The organism is Hungatella hominis, from assembly GCF_014288005.1.
Lineage (GTDB): Bacteria > Bacillota > Clostridia > Lachnospirales > Lachnospiraceae > Hungatella > Hungatella effluvii.
Genome location: NZ_JACOPB010000023.1, coordinates 39921 through 59810 on the forward strand (window position 1 = coordinate 39921; position 19890 = coordinate 59810).

At 50.1% G+C, this 19890-nt stretch carries 17 protein-coding genes; 2 read left to right on the forward strand and 15 right to left on the reverse strand.

Annotated features, from left to right (window positions below; genetic code table 11):
• Nucleotides 1–25: 25 nt before the first annotated feature.
• The 14 genes from H8S75_RS28630 to H8S75_RS28695 form a co-directional block, all read right to left on the reverse strand.
• Nucleotides 26–1261 carry an MFS transporter gene (locus H8S75_RS28630; protein ID WP_187024432.1) on the reverse strand — a complete coding sequence of 412 codons (1236 nt, stop codon included), beginning with the start codon at nucleotides 1259–1261 and terminating at the stop codon, nucleotides 26–28.
• 5 nt (nucleotides 1262–1266) lie between these two features.
• Nucleotides 1267–2100: a carbohydrate ABC transporter permease gene (locus H8S75_RS28635; RefSeq protein WP_002604406.1), complete on the reverse strand. Its 834-nt coding sequence runs from the start codon at nucleotides 2098–2100 to the stop codon at nucleotides 1267–1269.
• Nucleotides 2101–2112: 12 nt separating this feature from the next.
• A complete protein-coding gene (locus tag H8S75_RS28640) occupies nucleotides 2113–3033 on the reverse strand; it encodes a carbohydrate ABC transporter permease (RefSeq protein ID WP_029466216.1) in 921 nt (306 codons plus the stop codon).
• 84 nt (nucleotides 3034–3117) lie between these two features.
• Nucleotides 3118–4548 carry an ABC transporter substrate-binding protein gene (locus tag H8S75_RS28645; RefSeq protein WP_187024433.1) on the reverse strand — a complete coding sequence of 477 codons (1431 nt, stop codon included), beginning with the start codon at nucleotides 4546–4548 and terminating at the stop codon, nucleotides 3118–3120.
• Between the two features lie 84 nt (nucleotides 4549–4632).
• The gene (locus H8S75_RS28650; protein ID WP_243270503.1) at nucleotides 4633–6495 is read right to left on the reverse strand and encodes a cache domain-containing sensor histidine kinase; all 1863 of its coding nucleotides are present in this window, start codon (nucleotides 6493–6495) and stop codon (nucleotides 4633–4635) included.
• Nucleotides 6496–6518: 23 nt separating this feature from the next.
• Nucleotides 6519–7754, reverse strand: a complete 1236-nt coding sequence (locus H8S75_RS28655) for a response regulator transcription factor (protein WP_187024435.1) — start codon at nucleotides 7752–7754, stop codon at nucleotides 6519–6521.
• A gap of 233 nt (nucleotides 7755–7987) precedes the next feature.
• On the reverse strand, nucleotides 7988–9625 hold the full coding sequence (locus tag H8S75_RS28660; protein ID WP_243270504.1) for a M56 family metallopeptidase: 1638 nt from the start codon (nucleotides 9623–9625) through the stop codon (nucleotides 7988–7990).
• Nucleotides 9622–9993, reverse strand: a complete 372-nt coding sequence (locus tag H8S75_RS28665) for a BlaI/MecI/CopY family transcriptional regulator (RefSeq protein WP_187024436.1) — start codon at nucleotides 9991–9993, stop codon at nucleotides 9622–9624. Before H8S75_RS28665 ends, H8S75_RS28660 begins: the two co-directional genes overlap by 4 nt.
• Before the next feature lie 210 nt (nucleotides 9994–10203).
• The gene (locus H8S75_RS28670) at nucleotides 10204–10725 is read right to left on the reverse strand and encodes a methyltransferase family protein (protein ID WP_187024437.1); all 522 of its coding nucleotides are present in this window, start codon (nucleotides 10723–10725) and stop codon (nucleotides 10204–10206) included.
• 54 nt (nucleotides 10726–10779) lie between these two features.
• Entirely contained in the window at nucleotides 10780–11340 is a 561-nt protein-coding gene (locus H8S75_RS28675) for a YdeI/OmpD-associated family protein (RefSeq protein ID WP_187024438.1), read from the reverse strand.
• 34 nt (nucleotides 11341–11374) lie between these two features.
• Nucleotides 11375–11737, reverse strand: a complete 363-nt coding sequence (locus H8S75_RS28680) for a VOC family protein (RefSeq protein ID WP_187024439.1) — start codon at nucleotides 11735–11737, stop codon at nucleotides 11375–11377.
• 155 nt (nucleotides 11738–11892) lie between these two features.
• Complete coding sequence (locus tag H8S75_RS28685) at nucleotides 11893–15081, reverse strand: ATP-binding protein (RefSeq protein ID WP_187024440.1); 3189 nt, start codon at nucleotides 15079–15081, stop codon at nucleotides 11893–11895.
• 194 nt (nucleotides 15082–15275) lie between these two features.
• Entirely contained in the window at nucleotides 15276–17171 is a 1896-nt protein-coding gene (locus H8S75_RS28690; RefSeq protein WP_187024441.1) for a heavy metal translocating P-type ATPase, read from the reverse strand.
• Between the two features lie 92 nt (nucleotides 17172–17263).
• On the reverse strand, nucleotides 17264–17485 hold the full coding sequence (locus H8S75_RS28695; RefSeq protein WP_002604426.1) for a cation transporter: 222 nt from the start codon (nucleotides 17483–17485) through the stop codon (nucleotides 17264–17266).
• Between the two features lie 232 nt (nucleotides 17486–17717).
• Between H8S75_RS28695 and H8S75_RS33460 the strand changes: the two genes are divergently transcribed.
• On the forward strand, nucleotides 17718–17954 hold the full coding sequence (locus tag H8S75_RS33460; RefSeq protein ID WP_349769010.1) for a hypothetical protein: 237 nt from the start codon (nucleotides 17718–17720) through the stop codon (nucleotides 17952–17954).
• Nucleotides 17947–18927: a helix-turn-helix domain-containing protein gene (locus H8S75_RS28705; RefSeq protein ID WP_187024442.1), complete on the forward strand. Its 981-nt coding sequence runs from the start codon at nucleotides 17947–17949 to the stop codon at nucleotides 18925–18927. Before H8S75_RS33460 ends, H8S75_RS28705 begins: the two co-directional genes overlap by 8 nt.
• A gap of 3 nt (nucleotides 18928–18930) precedes the next feature.
• Here H8S75_RS28705 and H8S75_RS28710 read toward each other — a convergent pair whose 3' ends face one another.
• Nucleotides 18931–19821, reverse strand: a complete 891-nt coding sequence (locus tag H8S75_RS28710; RefSeq protein WP_187024443.1) for an AraC family transcriptional regulator — start codon at nucleotides 19819–19821, stop codon at nucleotides 18931–18933.
• Between the last annotated feature and the right edge of the window lie 69 nt (nucleotides 19822–19890).

The window sequence follows — 19890 nt, forward strand, 5'->3', positions numbered from 1 at the left end:
TTACTCCTTCCAGGATGTGAAATTTCTAAATTCGCAGAACTTCTTTCCGGTAAGCAATCCATTTCCGGACTGTCAGGAAACAGATCGCCGCCGAAACCGCCGCCATGAGAAACCAGATTACGATGGTGGCGTTCCAGCCCAGGGCCACAGACAGCGCTCCGATTCCGTAAGTGGAGACGGCGCCGCCTGCGTAGACCGAGGAATTTAAAAGACCTGATACGGAAGAGGCTCTTCCGATCACGCCAAAATACGATGGGAGCACCGCAATCAGCATGGTGTTGACCGCCATCATCGCCGTCGTCGCCAGCGCCAGCATCAGAAATGACACCGCCATGCTCCGCCCCGACACCAGACGCAGCACCAGTATTGCCGCCGCGCTGACAACGAAAAATGCTCCCGCTGTCCGCACCTCATTCCGAAACCAGTGAAGATTGGCAAAGGAGGCCATATAGACCCCCAACAGGTTAAAAACCGGAATAACCATGGTGCTTGTGATTGCCATAATGGCGCTCAGTCCGTAGGTCTCGCTGATATAAGTCGGCACCCAGGTGGTCACGCCGTCCTTCAGCGCGCCCTGGACAAAGAGGGCCATCATCAGAAACAGAAATCCCGACTGGATTAAAAGACTCTTCCAGTTTACGGCAGCTTTTGCCGAACGGTCGGGCTCACCAGAGGGTATTCCCGTCATTTTCCCGGATTCTGCCGCATACCGCTCTACCCGCTTCATGCCTGTAATCCAGAACAGCGAGGTAACGGTCAGCACCGCGCCCGCCAGAACGAACATGGCCCTCCAGCCGGACAGCCATATTACAAGCGCCGTCAGGCCGTAGGCCGCCATCGTTCCGATGGGAACGGAGCTGTTTAAAGATACACACGCCTTCATCCTCGTTTCCGTCTTATAATACTCATACATCAGCCGGATCATGGGCGACCAGATAAACGCCTGGAACAGGCCATTTACGCACCAGACCGCCGCCATCAGCTCCGGACTTTTCACACCGGCCATTGCCAAATTGCAGAAACCGGATACCATCAGCCCCGTGAAGACCATTTTCTTCGGGGCCAGGCGGTCGCCTAAAAAGCCGCTGACAAACTGCCCCGCTCCATAAGCGATAAAGAACGCCGTTCCGATCATCCCTGCCTGACCTTTCGAAAATCCCTCCGAAGTGATGATCTCCGTCAGACCGGCTGAATAATTCAGCCTGCCGATATACGTAGAAAAATATGTAATCCAACACAGCCGGAACAGAAGCTTTTCCATCCTCACTACCCTTTTACCGCGGAGGAGTTGACTCCCTCCACGAAGTATTTCTGCGAGAATAAAAACAGCACCAGCACAGGCATCAGGACCAGCGTCGCAGCGGACATCTGAAGCGCAGGATCCGTCACCGTGCCTTCCGTAAACAGCTTAATACCGACAGACAGCATCTGCTTCTCCAGGCTGGAGATGAAGATGTAAGGCCCCATATAATCGTTCCAGGACCACACGAACGTAAACAGAATCAGCGTCACGATAGATGGCTTCGCCAGAGGCAGAATGATCCTTGAATAGATCTGGAAATGGCTGCATCCGTCGATGCGGGCCGCCTCGCTGATCTCCTCCGGGATGCCGATAAATGCCTGACGCATCATAAATACAAAGTAGATATCGAAGGTAGCCGGCAGCACCAGAGACCACATGGTATCCAGGATGTGAATCTGCTTAAATATAACATACCTCGGAATCAGCATAATGTCACTAGGAATCATCAAAGAAGTCAGAAGAACCAGAAAAATTCCGTCCCTTCCCTTGAAATTAATCTTGGAAAATGCGTAAGCCGTGATGGAAACCACGAAAACCTTGATGACAATGGTGGTAACCGTCATCACGATGGTATTGATATACCACTGTCCAAAATCGTAGTATGGGTCACCGAACAAGTCCGAATAGTTGGAAAAAATGATCTGATCGGGAATCAGCTGAAGCGGCTTCGTGAGCACGTCACCTGAAATCTTGAAGGATGATGACACCATGAATAAAAACGGGTAGATGCAGACAAGGCCGATGGCAATCAGAACAATCGTCCAGCCCCATGACATCTTTTTATCTTTCTTAAGCATAGCTCTTCCTCCTTAATAGTTGACCCATTTTTGCTGTCCGCGCCACTGAATCAGAGTGATGATTAAGACGATGATAAACATCACGAGAGCCTGTGCACTGGCATAGCCTGTCTGGTAGTTGGTAAATGCGGTTCTGATAATGTTGATGGACATAACCGTGGTTGCCTGTCCCGGACCGCCTCCGGTCAATGCCTGAATAGTGGTGAAGTTCTGCAGGGATGTGATCACAGAACTGATCATTAAGAAAAATGTGGTCGGGGAAATCATCGGGATCACAATATTCTTAATTCTCTGCCATTTGCTGGCGCCGTCGATCTGAGCGGCTTCCAGAAGATCCGCGGAGACGTTCTGAAGCGCCGCCAGATACGTAATGAAGTTAAGGCCGATGCCTTTCCACACGGCGATGCACACTACCGTCGGAAGCGCGGTATTTAAGCCATACAGCAGATACGGCGGGTTCTCGCTGCCGAGAGCCGAAAGGATGTACACTACCGGACCGTCGGGACCAAGCAGCAGCTTGAATACGACGGCTACTGCCACCATGTTGGATACGTAGGGAAGAAAGAACATGGAACGGACCAGGTTCTTGCAGTGGATTCCCTTGTTTACCATATACGCGATGAAAAAGCCGCATACCATGATTAACGGCACATACATCAGGGAGTAAAGGCCGGTGCGTCCCAGGGCCTTCATGGTATCCACATCCGTAAACATGCGGATAAAGTTGTTGATACCAACAAAGGACGCGTCCTCCAGCTTGCTGATATAACGGACATTGGTAAAACCAAGGACCACTGCAATCAAAAACGGCAGCCCCTGAAAAATAACGTAGCCGATCAGATACGGAGCGATAAAAAGAGCCCCTGTAAAATTCTCCTTTTTCTGAGCAATGGAGGTTTTCACTTTTACTTTTGCATTGCCATTACTTTTCATAAACACACCTCTTTACTTTCTTTTGGCACAAAAAGGGCAGCCCCTAAGGTTTCCCGAATGGACTGCCCGTCAGGTCAGACTAGATTACTGCTTATCTTCTTCGATTGCTCTGTTTGCCTTATCCTGAATCTTGGTTACTGCGTCATCGATGCTTTCCGCACCCTGGCCGTAAAGCTGGCCCTCTTCAATAATTGCCTGAGATATGGCTGCGTCGCCGTCGCCAATGATTTTTTCAGAAAGTGCCTTACGGCTGCTGTCAAACCATGCGGTCTTGAAGTCTTCCACAGTGAGACCATCAAACTCAAATGGCTTCGCCAGAGAGTTCTCAACGTACTCATTGATCTCTTCGTCTGTCAAATCAATTCTTGCAGGTACACGGCCCATGCCCAGCGTGTACTGGTTCTCAGCCATGCAGGCTGCCGCTGCGAAAGCCGCGTCCTTGTTCTTACTGGTAGTAGGTACTGCGTAGCATCCCGGTACAGTCAGGGTAGACGGATCGGTTCCCTCCGGATAAGGCATCGGAAGCAGACCGACTTTCCAGTCTCTCGGGTACTTGTCAAACTGATTTAAGATGGAAGTTACCCAGCCGCCGCACATGAACATACCGTACTTTCCGGTGGTTGCAAATGCATTCCACGGTGTGTTGGAAGCCTTGAATTCCAGAATAGAAGGCTGAATCTTCTCTGTATTGCCTAAGCCGTAATAGAACTCCAGGCTCTCTTTAAATAACGGATCGTCGAAGTTGGCTGTGCCGTCGACCTTGTATGGCTCCCAGCCCTTCTGTAACGCGTACATGTAGTTGTAGCAGTCATAGTCCAGCATTAAGGATCCATATATTCCCTTGGAGCTGTCTGTCAGCTTCTTCGCTGTCTCGATGTATTTTTCCCATGTCCAGCCATCTGCTGTCGGGTAGTCAACACCTGCATCGTCGAATATCTGCTTATTATATAAGGTGATCCAGATATCAGAGAATGCAGGAAGACCGTATACGTCTCCGCCAAATTCCGGAACGTAATCGCCAAAGGTTCCGGCGATATCGTAGCCTGCCGTCTCAGCAAGCGCGTTCATCGGCTCTAAGACGCCCGCGTTGTAGAACGCCTTTAAGCCTGGCTTTGTGTTGTAGATCAAATCAATCTCATCACCAGCCATCAGGCTGACCAGAGTCTTATCCACTTCACCGGATTTCGCGTTCGGAATCACGAAGAACTCAATATTAATACCGGTTTTTTCCTTAACCAGTTCGATTAACTTCTGGTTCTCTTCTCCAGTACTGGCTGTCTGTGTGGTCGCATACTTTAGGGTCACGCCGTCGAATGGCTTGTCAGAAGCAGCCGCCCCCTCTGTTGTCTCGCCCTCTGCTGCCGTCTCACCTCCTGCTTTTGTGGTGGTTTCTGCTGCCGCTGTTGTGGTTGTATCCGCCGGTTCCGCCTTCTTTGAAGAGCAGCCGGCCAGCGCCCCTGCTGCCATTGCCGCGCAGAGCGACAGGGAAACAACACGTTTTATACTTTTTTTCATTGTGGTAATTCCTCCCAGCTAATTTATTTGATGCTCTAATTGTAGCGTGAAACCCGACCCGAATCCATAGTTGGAATTTTACCTTTATTGGTTATTCTTGTCCTTTGCCGATATTTTGGGAACTGTAATGATTACGATCGTTCCGGCTCCCTGTCTGCTCAAAAGCCGCACGCTGTTCTGGTATCCGGTATAGATGGCGATTCGCTCCTTCACACTGTAAAGGCCGATTCCGGTCCCTTTTCGTCTTCGTTTCCCCGGCTCTGTCTCGCTTCTGACCGCCCCCGTCTCAATCTGGCGGCGCACCTCCTTTAACTGACTTCTCGTCATGCCGCAGCCGTTATCCGCCACGCGGAACCGGATCACCTCCGCCTCCTCCCGGATATCGAGCCGGATCTTCAGCACCCGGTCGATCCCTTCCATGCCGTACATAAAACAGTTTTCCACCACCGGCTGCAGGGTCAGCTTGATCATGGCATAGTTATACAGCTGATCGTAATCGACGGTGCTGTCGAATTCAATCCGCTCCTTATAGCGGTTCTTCTGGATATTCACATAGGCCATGACGTGTTCCACCTCCTGCCGGATGGGGACGATCGTCTCACCGTTTCCGATGGACAGCCGGTACAGCCGCCCCAGCGCCGCCGCAATCCGCCCGATGTCAGGGCGTCCCACCTCATTGGATTTCCAGACGATATTTTCCAGTGTGTTATAGAGGAAATGGGGATTGATCTGTCCCATGAGCACTTCCAGCTCCAGTTCCTTTTTCTTCTTCTCGCTCTCCACCTGTTCTTTTATATAGTGGTTGATCTGCACCAGCATGGCGTTGTAGTACATCATCATGCTCTTGATCTCCCCCTGGTACGCCTCCGGTTCCACGTATGCCTCCAAATTGCCGTCGTATACCTCCTTCATGGAAGCGTCCAGCACCTCCACCGGCTGAAGAAACCGCCTGGAGATCCAGTTGATGATGGCGATACATGCAGTTACACAGACCACCATGGCCGCAATAATCTCCTTGAACAGGCGGTCGACGGGCTCGGTAGCCGCGCTTAAGGGAACCACGGTAAAGATCTGCCAGTCCGCGTTGCTTAACGGGCTCAAATCTGTAATATAAGGCTCATCGTTATACTTAATCTGATGGCTGCCCTCCGCCGCCGTTTCTGCAAGTTCCATGATACGCTCCGGCATCCGGCACGTCTCGACAGCATTCTGATCCGACGAAGAGACCAGACGGCCGCTGCCATCCACGATGTAGACGGTCCCCTTCATTTCCTCGGCCGACGCCTTATAAAGCTGATAGACCTGATTCTCCTCCAGCACAAAAAACTGGGTATAGAGCCACGTCCCGGTAAACGGATGCAGAATCCGGCGCATACAAGTGATCACCTGATCTGTCCTCCCATCCCCTTTTTTCGTCATGCTGAGGAAATTACTCTTCAGGGGCTGCCACTGAAACATGGACAGCATCGTCCGGTCCTCGGCGCCCATGTCAATCATGATCCGTTTGATATCCTCTCCCTGAAAATAGGGATCCAGGAAATTATATACTTCCTTGTTATTTCCGTAAATGGCGCTGATCCGCTGGCTCTTACCCAGCGGGTCCGTCTTAAGAAAGTAGTTGTTCATTTCATAGATATCCCGCTGCTTTTCGATGGTCGCTCTGTCATAATCCCTGTCCAGAAAAGCCTCGATCTCGGCGTCATAGGCAAATTTATCCGACACCAGCTGCACATTATAGAGCAGCTCGTCTACCTGTGCGGCGATGGCGTCGGCCCTCTGGCGGATATTTCCGATTGCCTGATTCTTCATTTCCGTCCGTGTCTTTAAAAACAGCACGGACGCAACCATCGTAAAGGGCAGAAGAACCCCTACCACCAGATAGAAAAACAACTGCTGTCTTAAGCCGCGGTCCATATAATTGCAGAGCCGTTTCCACAAATCTCTCATCCTGTCTGTCCCCTTCGTTTCCATCAGTTGTGGAGTCCCCGGTATTCATTCGGACTCATGCCGCAGTGCTTCTTAAATACTTTAATGAAGTTAGAAGCATCGGCGTATCCGGTCATCTCTGCGATCTCGTAGATTTTTAGTGACATGTCCCGCAGCAGCCGCTTGCTGTGAGCCATCCGCTTCTGTGTGATATAATCGCTGAAATTAAATCCGGTTTCTTTTTTAAATACCTTCGATATGTAAGCCGGGTTTTTCCGAAAATGTTCCGCCGTTGCCTCCAGTGAGACGAGATTGGAGCAGTACTCCCGGTCCAGATACTCACGAATGGAGGTCACCAGCAGCCCGGTCTTCTTCTGGCCTGCCGACAGATCCGGCGCCATGGAAGAGACGTGCTTCACCGTGTTCCCGTAGATTTCAGGCAATTTTTCCTCGCTGCCGCACAGGCCGCTAAGTCCTGCCAAAAGGGCCAGGCCGTAGATGTCGCCGATCTCTACCTGAATCTCTTTGATGCAGCGGCCTATGGCTGCCAGTTCCCCGTCGCTGCCGTCCTTCAGTGTGATAATCCCTACCACCTTCCGGTCCCGGTTTAAGAAGAAATGTTTCTCCCAGACCATCTCCCGGCTGTTGCAGTACCGGATAATCTGCTGCTTCAGCTGGTAGTGATCGTCTCTCTCCCCATTTCCCACAGGCTGGGCATCCAACACCGCCATCATACAGCAGTCAAAATTCATACCGGCATCTTCCATCTCCTCCTTCCAGCCGTACTCTTCCTCTCCGCCCACATACCCGTCCAGGAGATTACTGAGGACTCTGGCGTAGGACAGTTCTTTATTCTGCATGGCTGAAACCTTCAGCGACTCCAGCTCCCGCCGTCTGATCCCCTCTTCATCCAGCTTCTCCTTCAGCCGGTGAAACAGCGTCTCAAACTCATCGATATCCGTGGGCTTTAAGAGATACTCCGTGACCTGGTTGCGGATGGCCATGTTTAAATACTCCACATCGTTGTATCCGCTGAGAATGATGATCTTGATCTCCGGATTATTTTCGTGGAGGTACTGCATCAGCTCGATCCCATCCATCTTCGGCATTCGAATATCGGACAGCACTACATCCGGGTGCTTTTCCCCGATAATGCGCACAGCCTCTTCCCCGTTCTCCGCCTGCCCCGCCACTTCAAATCCCCATTCATTCCACGGAATCCCCCGTGCCATCCCGCGGCGGATATCTTCTTCATCGTCTACGATCAGTAACTGGTACATGGCTGTTTCCTCCTCGTCGTATTTTCATGCTGCATTTTACCATTTTCTGGATACTTCTGTCATTTATTGTATAACGTCTTTTGCTTCCTGACAATAAAAAATGTTTTGGGCGCGAAGAAAAACGAGCATGGTCTACATCTAAGTATACTCTGCTCGTTTTATCCATTCTTATTATTTGTCTTTACATCTTGATGGAGGTTTTTCAGCCTCTTTCCTACTCCCCATCGTAATAATCAGCCTCGTCCTCCAACTGAAACACCTTGTTTCTTCCTATACCCTGCAGCAACCTCCTGTGCCCGTTTCTCTGCCCGTCTCTCAATATCCTGCTCATCCACCTCACTGTTCTTAAGATAGTTCTGTGCCTCTTCCTTTGAAATAGATTCAATGCCGGTAATCTGTCCGGCCGAGTCCCGCACGACTGACAGATCAGCCGTTCCGGTCTCATCCACCCAAAACGCAGGGTACCAGCCGTCAGTCTTATCAACGAACAATCTCGCTTTCTGTCCATTATAGTACAGGGCGTTTTCATTCGCACGAAATGTTATTCCGTAAGCGCCGTAATACATATTATATTTCTTTCCGTTTTCCAGAGGCTCCGGATTGGAGTAATTGGTCTCATCTGCATAAAAAGCGTCGTAGTATTTCTGCGCTTCCTTCTCGGATATTGCGCTTATACCAGTGATTTCTCCGGCTGAACTGCGTACAGCCAACAGATTCACTGTGCCGTTTTTATCATAATAGAACGTTTCATCAGAATATGCATCATTGAAAAGCCTTATTTTCTGTCCCTTGTAGAGAAGTGATGTGCCATCATTGGAAATCGTAACGCCAAAGGAGGAATACTTCGCATAAATTGAGGGGTCGGGCACAAACCTGACTGCAATATCTTCTTTAATATAGATGAAATCATCCGGAATTCCTGCTGCGGCAGCGGAGGTAGCTAATGTACTTCCCACACCAGCCACAACAGCGCAGGCGATTACCATGGAACAAACCGTTGTCTTTTTTATCTTCATAATTGCTTCGATCCTTTCTTCAATTGCATTTTTACTGAAATGGTTGCATAAAGGGGTAAGTCCGCTCTTCTTTTCCTCCATGTCAATCAGCGTAAGCGCATAGGCTGATTTCATGGTTTCTCCGAACATCCGCACAACCCGTTCATCGCAGGACAGTTCCATATCCCGATTTGCTAAGGTATACATGATCCACACCAGGGGATTAAACCAGTGAATACACAGTGCGGCAGTCAGTAAAATCTTCGTCGCGCCATCAAAACGCCGGATATGCACGTACTCGTGTGCGAGGACGTATTGCAACTTTTTCGAATCTGTCCAGTCCGTTTCTGCCGGCATTAATATGACAGGCAGGAAGATTCCATAGGTAAGCGGAGCCGTTATACCGCTGGTCTGACGAATTGCAATGGAACGTCTGCTCTTATGCTCTGCCAGCCATCGGATCGTAAATTCGTTTTCCACCAGCTGGGAAGTCATGAACTCGAAGCGGCATCTGACATAAGCTATGGTAAAATACAGCGTACAAAACACCAGTCCGATGCCCCAGATCCAGCCCACTGGTGTCAGCCCCACGACCGCGGCAGTGTTTTGTACAGCTGCCGGCGCGGTGGTGACCGGGATAACGGGCAGTACGTTTGCGATTGGAACGCCGCTGATCTGTTCTGCTCCCGAATACTTTGCCAGAGAGTAGACGCTGAACGGTGAGGGCCAGGTAAACGGCACCAGCAGCCGCGCCAGGACAAGCCCCCATAAGGCAGGGAACGTCTTTTTAGGCAGCCGGTTGATGGAAATCGCCCGAATGGCGGTTATAACAAAGATCATCACTGCAGCAGAAATACTCATTTGAATCAGGCTCATGCTCCATCCTCCTCCAGCTCCTCAACCATCTCTTTCAGCTTCTCCACCTGTTCCGCAGTCAAATTCCTTCTGCCCAGCAGAGATGCAAACAGCTTATCCACCGAGCCGTCGAAAACCTTATGCAGCAGTTCGTCTGTTTCCTGTGCCTGCACCTGTTCCTGTTTAATAAGCGCATGGCAGACAAAATTGGGATCGGTCCGTTCCACGGCTCCTTTTTTGATGCATCGTTTTAACAGCGTATAGGTGGTATTGACATTCCAGCCGTACCGCTCTTTCATCACATCGGCAACATGCTTTGCCATGCTGTCACCCTCTTTCCAGAGAACGTCCATAACCTTTATTTCACTGTCAACCAGTTTCATATCCATTTGATTCACCTCTTTTCCTTTCATTTATAAGACTGGAGTAGTATCCATACCCATATACTACTCCAGTCTTACAAGAATGTCAATACTACAATTGTCTTATTTTTAATTTGTTTCAGAAAAAAGGAGCGGACCGCTGACAGCAGCGAACCGCTCCTTCTCTCCTCATACATACTCACGCTGCAGACTCCAGATTTATCCCGTCTTAAAACGTCAAATATAACGTCCGACCGTCTTCATATACTGCCGGTACGCATCACCGAACGTTTCCATACACCACCGCTCTTCCGAGAGAATAATCCAATGAGAGGCGATCTGGAATACAACGACAATGCCGCACAGAATTACAGACCGTGCCAGTATCACACAGCCGATAAAATAGAGAAAATACGACAGGTACATCGGATTGCGTGAAAACCGGTAGAGTCCGTTCTGATTAATTCCGTCTTCGGATGGGGAGGCAAAATCTTTGATTGTAGCTGCACAAAATGCCAATCCCAGCAGATAAAACGCCGTTCCTGAAAAGAACTGCCAGGAGACCTCTGGTTTCACCCTGAGAAAACACAAGTACACAAAGATTGCGGAATTGGATATCTGGTAGACCCAATATGCGAACACTTCATTTCCCGACAATGGGGCGAAATGGGCCGCACGTTTTACTGCCTCGCTGCTGAATCGCGCCAGGAGGCCAAATCTTATCAGGATAAACGGGATTATCAGAAAAAAGCCATTCATTTGCAGTCCGCCTTTCCGCCTCACTCCTGCCCTGTCCGGAGCGGTTATGGATCATCACATCGGTTTTAAATTCTTATTGAGCCGGTCCACAATCCACGAGAGACGCTTTACCCGCCCCTCCTCGGTTTTGGGGTCCAGAAATGCTTTCGTATACGTCTTCTTCACGGATAAGGACATCGCCTGAAAATTCGTACAGGCCGGTTCAAACGCCTGGAGGGTAGCCGCTAAGGAAGCGATCTGCTCCTCTGTAACCGGCTGAGGCTTAGGGGCGTCCCACTGACCGTTTTTCCTGGCCTCCTCGATTTTCATTCTGCCGTAATCAGTCATCAGCCCCTGTTTTTCAAGGGCTTCCGTCAGCTTCTTGTTTTTCTCCGACCACTTGCAGTTCGCTCTGCGCAGAGAAAAATACTTTTTATAGGTTTGATCGTCGATACTCTGCATCTGCCCGTCAATCCAGCCAAAACAAAGGGCTTCTTCGAGAGCTTCCCCCGCCTTCACCGTTTTGGGGCCGCCTGTCTTGCCAAACAGCAGCCAGACGCCTTCGCTCGACAGGCAATTGGCTTCCAGCCATTTCCTAAAGTGTTCTCTGTCAGGAAATTCCATTACCTCGTTCATATTCTAACCTCTCCTTCTGGTAAACGGCTTTTTCCTACTTCTTTTCAATGATCTCAAGATTCACACCATCCGGATCGAGGATGAAGAAAAAGCGGGTATTGGGGTTCGGCTGGAATGGTCCGCTGACGATCTCCACGCCCTGTTCTTTCATGTGCTCCATCGCCTGGTCCAGATCTTCCACGGAAAGCCCCAGTGACGGACATTCTCCATATACAACAGGCTCTGCCTCCGTATTGCAGATTAATTCAATCTCCGCCGGACCGTCTGCCATAAATGCGATCTCCGTGTTGGGGCCGCCAGGAAATCTGCGTGCCAGCTTCATCCCCACTATGTTTTCATAAAATTGAATGGATTCTTCCAAATTTTTTACGTGCAGTGTTGCAAATATGAATTTCATAATTTTCCTCCAAAGTATATAGTCAGAACGTTGATGTCGCTTCTGCCTGTTATTATATCGTATCCGGCGGCTTCTGTCACTTTCTTTTGAAACCGTCTTCAGCCCGGTAAGATTGCAAATCAAATCTGCATTTTCAACCAAAACAAAAGGGCGTTCTAACGGCATATACATTTCTGAAGCGCTGCCAGCAGGCGGTCAAAATCAATCGGTTTTGTGACGTGATCGTTCATTCCCGCGGCCATCACCTTCGAGATATCCTCTGCAAATGCATTGGCAGTCAATGCGATGATCGGGACAGTCTTCGCCCCCGGATGGCTGCTGCCGCGGATCTCGCTTGCCGCCGTATATCCGTCCATCACCGGCATCTGCAGATCCATGAGAATCGCGTCGTACGTCCCCGGTTCTGAATCGTTGAAGAGCTTCAGCGCCTCATACCCGTTCTCCGCCCTGTCCACGATAAAGCCCGCGTCCCGCAGCAGCGTCTCCGCGATTTCCATATTCAGTTCATTATCTTCCACCAGCAGAAGCCGAAGCCCCTGGAGACTTGTCTCCAGCTTTCTCCCGGTATTGCCTGACAGCGCCCGCAGAACTGCCGCCTCGTTGCCTTCCTCTTCCAGAGTTCTGATGGTAAGTGTGACAATAAAGCGGCTGCCCGCGCCCTGTTTGCTTTCCACCCGGATACTTCCCTGCATGGCCGTCACGATGCCGTGAGAGATGGACATACCAAGGCCGGTGCCCTGAACCTTTCTCACATGGCAGTTCTCCTCCCGGGCAAACGGAACAAATATATGATCCAGGAACTCCTGGCTGATGCCGATCCCGTTGTCCTCAACCGTAAATACAAAGCATCCCACCCCCGGAATTCCCGACGTCATCTCCTTGGTAGTGACGGTGATTGTACCGCCATGGGGAGTATATTTGATGGCATTGTTGATGAGATTGATCAGGACCTGGCGGATCTTGCCGGCATCTCCCAGGAGATTGTCATGGATGATATCTTCTGTCAGGAAATGCAGGGCCTGTCCCTTTTCCATCGATTCATTATAGACGATGCTGCCGATCTCGTGGAACAGGCCTTTTAAAGAAAACGGCGCTTCGGTCAGCGTGATCTGCCCTCTCTCGATCTTGGACATATCCAGGACCTCGTTAATCAGATGCAGCAGATGGCTGCTGGAAAGACTGATTTTCTGAAGACAGTCCTTCACGCGTTCTTCATTATCCGCCTGACCCATGGCGATCGCCGTCATTCCGATTATGGCATTCATCGGTGTCCGGATATCATGAGACATCTGCGCCATGAAATTACTCTTGGCCTCGTTGGCATTCCTGGCTGCCTCATACGCTGCAAACAGCGCCTGCTGGCTCTGCGCCTCCTGCTCCTTTTCCTTCTCAACATTGTGAGAGGCTAAAATAATTTTGATTGGAACCCCGTTCCTGCTCTCTGCCAGGATGATGTGAATCCGCATCCAGCCATAGTAACCGCTGTAATCCCTGCGATACTCCAAATCATAGATCGTTTCGCCTTCCTGCACCCGTTTCTTAATCGCCGTCAGACACATTTCCTGCTTAAAACGTTCCTTGTCCTCCTCGTGAATCAGATGTTCATGGTAGATTTCAAACAGCGCCCCATACTCATCTGAATGGTTCAGCCGCTCTGCAACATCCTTCCGGATGACGAAGGTCTGGAAGGTCTCTTCCACCAGGTCCACATAGAAAACAGAGTGGTAGAAAGCGGAAAGTCCCTTAATGATATTCTGAGATTCGAAATACAGCTTCTTTTGCTGTTCTTCCATTAACTCCGTCAGCTTCTGCTCGTTGATATCCATGCTGGCAAAAATCACCCTGGTGAGGACGCCATCCTCAATTTCCGCTATGCTGAACCGGGCGCGGACCCATCGGATACAATCCGGATAGAGTCTTCGGAAATCGACTTCGTAGACTGGCTGCTCCACGGACAGGTTCTGACGCAGGAAATCAATACTCCCTGCTCTGCGCATTTTCTCCTGATCTTCCGGGTAGACGTAGTGTTTCACAAACTTCTCATAATAAACATCGAGCGCCCCTTTGGGGAACTCTCTGTTTTTTTGAATGAAGTCCTCCTGCCAGATCGCCTCCTCCGTGTTGTTCACATAGTCGAACAGGTAGATGGAATAGTAGCACTCGCACAGATTGGCCAGGATGGCTTCCCGTCTCTGAATCTCATGCTTATCATCCACATTCCTCACAGTCATAAGAATCCTGTCTTCATAATTCTGACTGATGAGGGCGGAATAATAGCTGTAGGCATGCAGTCTGCCCTCCTGATCGTACATGTGCAGCATGCCTTCCCTGTATTCACCGGCGCCATAATTTTCCGCATCAAAAATGCGTTCAAACTCCCTCCGGTCTTCCGCTGGCATAATTTTTACAGCTTGCTCCCGGAAATCCGGATACCGCCCTCGTCTGGAAAGCTTTAACAGTTCTCCCGAATAGTAAATGCAGTTATACTCTGCCTTTTCGCAGTCCACACTGATGAGCAGCGTATAAATCTGAGACACCGCAACCTGCGCGCTGGCCTGATCGATCCGTTTTTCCATCTCGCCATCCTGCTCCTCCATGGCTGCGATAACCCAGGGATATGCCTCGGAGTACTGCTTTAGGGGAACCACCTTAATTCTCCGCCACCGTTTTTCCTTCGTCCTGTAAATCGCTTCCATGCCGGAACTGTCCGCATGAAATCTTTTTTGGATATACTCGGGATTGACGGCATTCAGAAACAGTTCACGGTTTTGCCGCACAATCTCACGTTCCGCATAGTTATGGAAAAATGTCTCAAAGTCCGCCGCCCCTTCGCCAAACGCTTCCAGCTGCTCGGTGGCTTTTATAATTCTGTATTCACCTGTATGGAGGTTACACAGGATGATCCCCTTAAAATTCTCATTCAGTTTTTCCAGTATGGTATCATACTCCTGCTTCAGCATAACCGTGTTGGTGATATTCTGGTGGTATCCCAGCAGACAGGTGCCCTCTTTATAGTTCTTATCTCTGATCCCGCCGCAGCGCACATAAATCTGCCCCCATAACGGGTGGTGCCACGGATACTCCACCTCTGCCCTCTCATCGGCACACATCCGACGGACCACATCCTGGACCATGGGATAGTAATCCGCATCGATCCGGTCATACCATCCCCGGTAACACTCCTCCGGAGACGGCTCGCCGGTAAAGCCAAGAAGCTCCAGCATGGCCTTATCCGCGTACATTCTCGGTTCCCGTCCCTCTTCCAACTCTATCGCCCACAGACCGGTCTGAGCCTCTTGCAGTATTTCCTGAATCTTCTCTATATCTCTAAAGTGTTCCGCCATTCGCCTTATCCCCCAGCTTCCAATAGTAACCCGGCGATTTTCTCACCAATTCCGGTCCCCTGATCTTCCCTCATACTGTACTTCATTTTATCAGATTCGGCCTCGTATTACAACTTATTTACACTTGCTGGTTGTATGAAAAAGGAGTTACAACAAACAGCCCGGCTTATCACCAGGCTGCTTGTTTGTAATCTCTATACCTCTGCTGTTTTCTGAAACGCTTTCCCATTACCGACTCTGTCGTCTTTCGTTACCTGGAGAGCCCTGACTGCATTTAAGATGGCAATGACGGAGACACCCACATCCGCAAATACTGCCGCCCACATGCTGGCAAATCCAATGGCACCCAGGATCATCACGATCGCCTTGACTCCCAGTGCAAAGACTATATTCTGGTGAACGATGCGCAGAGTCTTTCTGGATATTCTCATGGCCGCCGCGATCTTGGACGGCTCATCCGTCATAATGACCACATCAGCCGCTTCAATGGCCGCATCGGAGCCGAGTCCGCCCATGGCAATGCCGATATCGGCACGCGCCAGAACCGGAGCATCGTTGATGCCGTCGCCCACAAATGCCAGCTTTCCTTTTTCACTGGTCTGAGACAGCAGCTGCTCCATATGGCTTACCTTATCCGCGGGAAGCAGCTCTGTATACACTTCATCCAGGCCCAGCCGCTGCGCTACATTCTCGCCCACGGCCTTTGCGTCGCCCGTCAGCATGACGGTCTTCCTGATTCCCGACTGTTTCAGTTCCCGGATCGCAAAGGCCGCATCCTCCTTCACTTCATCCTCGATCAGGATGGCTCCCCTGCTGATTCCGTCCTCTGCCACGTAGACAACCGTTCCCGTCTCTCTCACCGGTTTGAATTTGATGTGATTTAGATTCATCAGCCTGCTGTTGCCAGCCAGTACGGTCTTTCCGTCTAAGGATATGGAGATTCCATGGCCGGCAATCTCCTGAACGTCAGCCACTCTGGAGGCATTCAGTTCTTTTCCATAAGCATTTACTATGGATTTCGAGATCGGATGGTTGGAATCCTTTTCCGCGTAAGCGGCCAGCTCCAGAAGCTTCTCCTTCGTAATCTTTTCCGGGAAGCACCCGCTGACTGCAAACGAGCCTTTTGTCAGCGTACCCGTCTTATCAAAGACAACCGTTTCTGTTTTAGCAAGCGCTTCCAGGTAGTTGCTGCCTTTGATCAGAACGCCGCATTTGGAAGCGCCGCCGATTCCGCCGAAGAAACTGAGCGGTACAGAGATAACCAGTGCACAGGGACATGAAATAACCAGGAAGGTCAGCGCCCGCTCAATCCAGACCGCGAACGGCTGTCCTGTCAGGAGCGGAGGAAGTACTGCAAGAAGCACTGCCGCAGCTACAACGGCCGGCGTATAGTATCTTGCAAATCTGGTGATAAATGCCTCGGATTTCGATTTCTTGCTGCTGGCATTTTCCACCAGATCGAGAATTTTGGCCACGGTGGACTCGCCGTATGGTTTCGATACCAGGATTTTTATGGTACCGCTCTGATTGATGCAGCCGCTTATCACATCGGCTCCCGGTTCCACCTCCCTTGGCAGGGATTCCCCGGTCAGGGCCGAGGTGTTCAGGGCTGAACGGCCTTCCAGAATGGTTCCGTCGAGCGGTACCCGCTCTCCCGGCTTTACCACGATCACTTCGCCGACAGCCACCTCATCGGGATCGACGGATACGATCTCGTCTTCTCTCACCACATTTGCGTAATCCGGCCGGATATCCATCAGCCCGGATATGGATCGGCGCGACTTGCTGACCGCGTAGGACTGGAACAGTTCACCCACCTGGTAGAACAGCATGACAGCGACGCCCTCCGCGTACTCGCCTAAGAACATGGCACCCACGGTCGCCACCGTCATCAGAAAGTTCTCATCGAATACCTGGCCGTGTAAAATATTCGTAATGGCCTTCCAGATGATATCCCATCCAATCACCACATAGCTCAGCAGGAATCCGGCCAGTTTCCACGTTGGATTTAACGGAAGGGCCACGGTAATCAGGCAGATCGCTGCTGCCGCAAGAATCCGGTATAACTGTTTTTTCTGTTTTTTTGTCATATCATTTTCCTCTTCGTCTGCGGCGGCGGGATTATGCTGTGCCGCCGCGCTTTTATAGATGCAATTGTCTCTCGCTTACACATGATTCTCAATTAAATCTTCTTAACGGTTACATCCGGTTCTATTTTCTTTATCAGCTTTACTGCTTCTTCCGCAATCTCCTGGAACCGGTCATCGGCTGCCTCCAGAACCATCTTCTGGCTCAGGAAGTTGACCTCCACATTTGTAACTCCGCTTATCTTCTTAACAGCGCCCTCAATCTTCGCAGCACAGTGTGCACAGTCTAAATCTAACAGCTTAAATGTTTTCTTCATAAGGAATATCCCCTTTCAATTTTTGTTTCATATGAATACTTGTTCATATGTTCATTTGTATTCTATAATAGATTAAACGATTCGTCAATGGATAGAGCTATACTTTGTCCGTTTGGATCAAAATGCTGTCTTTTTGGAGCCATTCGGGCTCTATTCAGGTCTTTGGGGAGCGTACAAAAGAAAGATTATCTGGTTTATTTTAAACTTTGGTCCACAGGGGTATACTTCGGATATGGCGGCCAGCTTCGGGGCGAAGCTCGGTTCTCTTCCGGTTCCGCTGTTGGCTCCGGTCGGCCTTGGCTTCTGGCAGATTGTCGTAGCGCTGATTGCGGGTATTTCCGCAAAAGATGTGGTGGTTCCAGCTTTATTGTCCTCACCGGAATCTGACGTTTTTTATTTCGAAGCAGAATATTTCTTCCAACTGTGTTACAATAGCAGTAAACAGACGAGGAGGCTTTCCGATGGATGAAGTAACAAAACCGCGCTATCAGATCTATTATAATCAAAAGCCGCTGGCTCCGCAGGTTTTCTCCGATCTGCATGTCCAGTACCAGTATGGGAACCGCGAAAATCCCGGAAGTATGGATGTATTTACCATATTTCCGGGAATCGAACTGATCTATAATGACTTTTCCATGGTTTACTGTGACAGCAGCCTGAAGACCGAGAGCGAACTGCTTGAGATAGATTACTGCTACCAGGGCCGCAAAGAATGCCAGTGGCTCTGCGGCGATTACCTTTACCTGGGCGAGGGCGATTTATGCATTACCCGCATGGAGGATGGCACTCCCGGCCTCTGCTTTCCCACGGGCCGTTACTTAGGGATTACGATTGTGCTGGATCTGGGAATTCTAAAAGACCATATGCCCCCGCTTCTGGACAATGAAAAACTGCGGCTGCAGGAATTCGGCGACAGATTCTGCCCCGGCAGTCACTTCCTTGCAATCCGTGCCAACCGGCAGATCGGTCATATATTTGGCGAACTGTATCAGATTCCTCAGGAGTTCCGCCATGACTATTATAAGATCAAGGTTCTGGAACTCCTCCTGTTCCTGAGCATGATCGATCCGGAACAGGAACGCGCCCTGGACCGTGTCACCAGGAATCAGATCGACATTATCCGGCAGGTACAGCGCCGGATCACGCAGAATCTCCAGGAAAATATAACGATCGATCAGCTGGCAAAGGAATTCTGCATCAGCCCAACCTCCTTGAAAAGCAACTTCAAGCAGGTCTACAGCACGACCATCAGGGACTACTTAAGAAGGGAGCGCATGGAGCGGGCCTCCGCCCTGCTTCTGACCACCGGCAGCACCGTGGCCGATATCGCGGCTTCCCTGGGGTATACGAATCAGAGTAAGTTTTCCGCCGCGTTCAAGGCAGTCCATGGGCTGACACCGGTGGAGTATCGCAGGAAGTGCCGGCATGAGCCGAAGGATTGATTTTCATAGCAGCTGTTTTTCACTCTTTTTCACTGCAATCCAGACCTCCTGCCGCCCTTCCTGCATATAACACTCCATAATCGGCATATCCTCCAGCTGATACCCTGAATTTGGCAGCCACTCGGTATAAAACTGCCGATATATGTTCTGCACCGCGTCCGGAAGCTTGCCATTGGCCTCAAGTACTGCCCATGTCGCGGATTTTACCTGAATTTCATCCATGCCTTCTGGCGCAGGAACATGTATGCAGCCTTCAACCTCCACATGGTTCGTCACACCTATGATATAATCCATCTCTTCAGCATTCTCCTGCTGCCCGCCAATTGACATTCCGATAAAGCCAGCAGGTCTGTAATCCGTCTTCCGGAAAAGATCTGTCAGCAGCTTCATCGTCCCATCTTTCCAGGCAGTATCCCACATTTGCGGGATTTGCCCGAAGGCCTGATCCGTTTTTATCCGCCTCCTGATTCCCGTGACTTTAAAGGCCGGCCACTGTTCTATCTGATAGCTCATGTGATGTTCTCCTCTCATTGTTATTTGAACGGAGAGTTTTGGACAGGACTTCAGCCTGACAGGCTCATTTCTGACTTTAGACGGCGAAATTCCGTGAAAGCTCTTAAATGCGCGGGTAAAGGAATCCTGAGATTCATATCCATATTTCATTGCAATATCAATTATTCTATCGCTGGTATTTAAAATATCAAATGCAGCCAGAGTAAGCCTCCTGCTTCGGATATATTCTGACAGCGATTTATCCGTTATATAGGAAAATACCCGTTGAAAGTTGTACACTGAACAGCCTGCAATTTTAGCTATTTTCTGATAGGAAATAGTTCCGTCCAGGTTTTCTTCGATATAGTCTATCGCTTTATTTAAATGTTGTATCCAGTCCATTTTCTCACCTCCATCACATCATTATAAAGGTTCTGCCAGACAGTCTCCCGACAGTTTCTGCCGTATAAA

Coding starts and splice junctions, on each gene's coding strand:
- H8S75_RS28630 (WP_187024432.1), bottom strand. CDS start 1,261: ATGGAAAAGCTTCTGTTCCGGCTGTGTTGGATTACATATTTTTCTACG.
- H8S75_RS28635 (WP_002604406.1), bottom strand. CDS start 2,100: ATGCTTAAGAAAGATAAAAAGATGTCATGGGGCTGGACGATTGTTCTG.
- H8S75_RS28640 (WP_029466216.1), bottom strand. CDS start 3,033: ATGAAAAGTAATGGCAATGCAAAAGTAAAAGTGAAAACCTCCATTGCT.
- H8S75_RS28645 (WP_187024433.1), bottom strand. CDS start 4,548: ATGAAAAAAAGTATAAAACGTGTTGTTTCCCTGTCGCTCTGCGCGGCA.
- H8S75_RS28650 (WP_243270503.1), bottom strand. CDS start 6,495: ATGAGAGATTTGTGGAAACGGCTCTGCAATTATATGGACCGCGGCTTA.
- H8S75_RS28655 (WP_187024435.1), bottom strand. CDS start 7,754: ATGTACCAGTTACTGATCGTAGACGATGAAGAAGATATCCGCCGCGGG.
- H8S75_RS28660 (WP_243270504.1), bottom strand. CDS start 9,625: ATGAGCCTGATTCAAATGAGTATTTCTGCTGCAGTGATGATCTTTGTT.
- H8S75_RS28665 (WP_187024436.1), bottom strand. CDS start 9,993: ATGGATATGAAACTGGTTGACAGTGAAATAAAGGTTATGGACGTTCTC.
- H8S75_RS28670 (WP_187024437.1), bottom strand. CDS start 10,725: ATGAATGGCTTTTTTCTGATAATCCCGTTTATCCTGATAAGATTTGGC.
- H8S75_RS28675 (WP_187024438.1), bottom strand. CDS start 11,340: ATGAACGAGGTAATGGAATTTCCTGACAGAGAACACTTTAGGAAATGG.
- H8S75_RS28680 (WP_187024439.1), bottom strand. CDS start 11,737: ATGAAATTCATATTTGCAACACTGCACGTAAAAAATTTGGAAGAATCC.
- H8S75_RS28685 (WP_187024440.1), bottom strand. CDS start 15,081: ATGGCGGAACACTTTAGAGATATAGAGAAGATTCAGGAAATACTGCAA.
- H8S75_RS28690 (WP_187024441.1), bottom strand. CDS start 17,171: ATGACAAAAAAACAGAAAAAACAGTTATACCGGATTCTTGCGGCAGCA.
- H8S75_RS28695 (WP_002604426.1), bottom strand. CDS start 17,485: ATGAAGAAAACATTTAAGCTGTTAGATTTAGACTGTGCACACTGTGCT.
- H8S75_RS33460 (WP_349769010.1), top strand. CDS start 17,718: ATGGCGGCCAGCTTCGGGGCGAAGCTCGGTTCTCTTCCGGTTCCGCTG.
- H8S75_RS28705 (WP_187024442.1), top strand. CDS start 17,947: ATGGATGAAGTAACAAAACCGCGCTATCAGATCTATTATAATCAAAAG.
- H8S75_RS28710 (WP_187024443.1), bottom strand. CDS start 19,821: ATGGACTGGATACAACATTTAAATAAAGCGATAGACTATATCGAAGAA.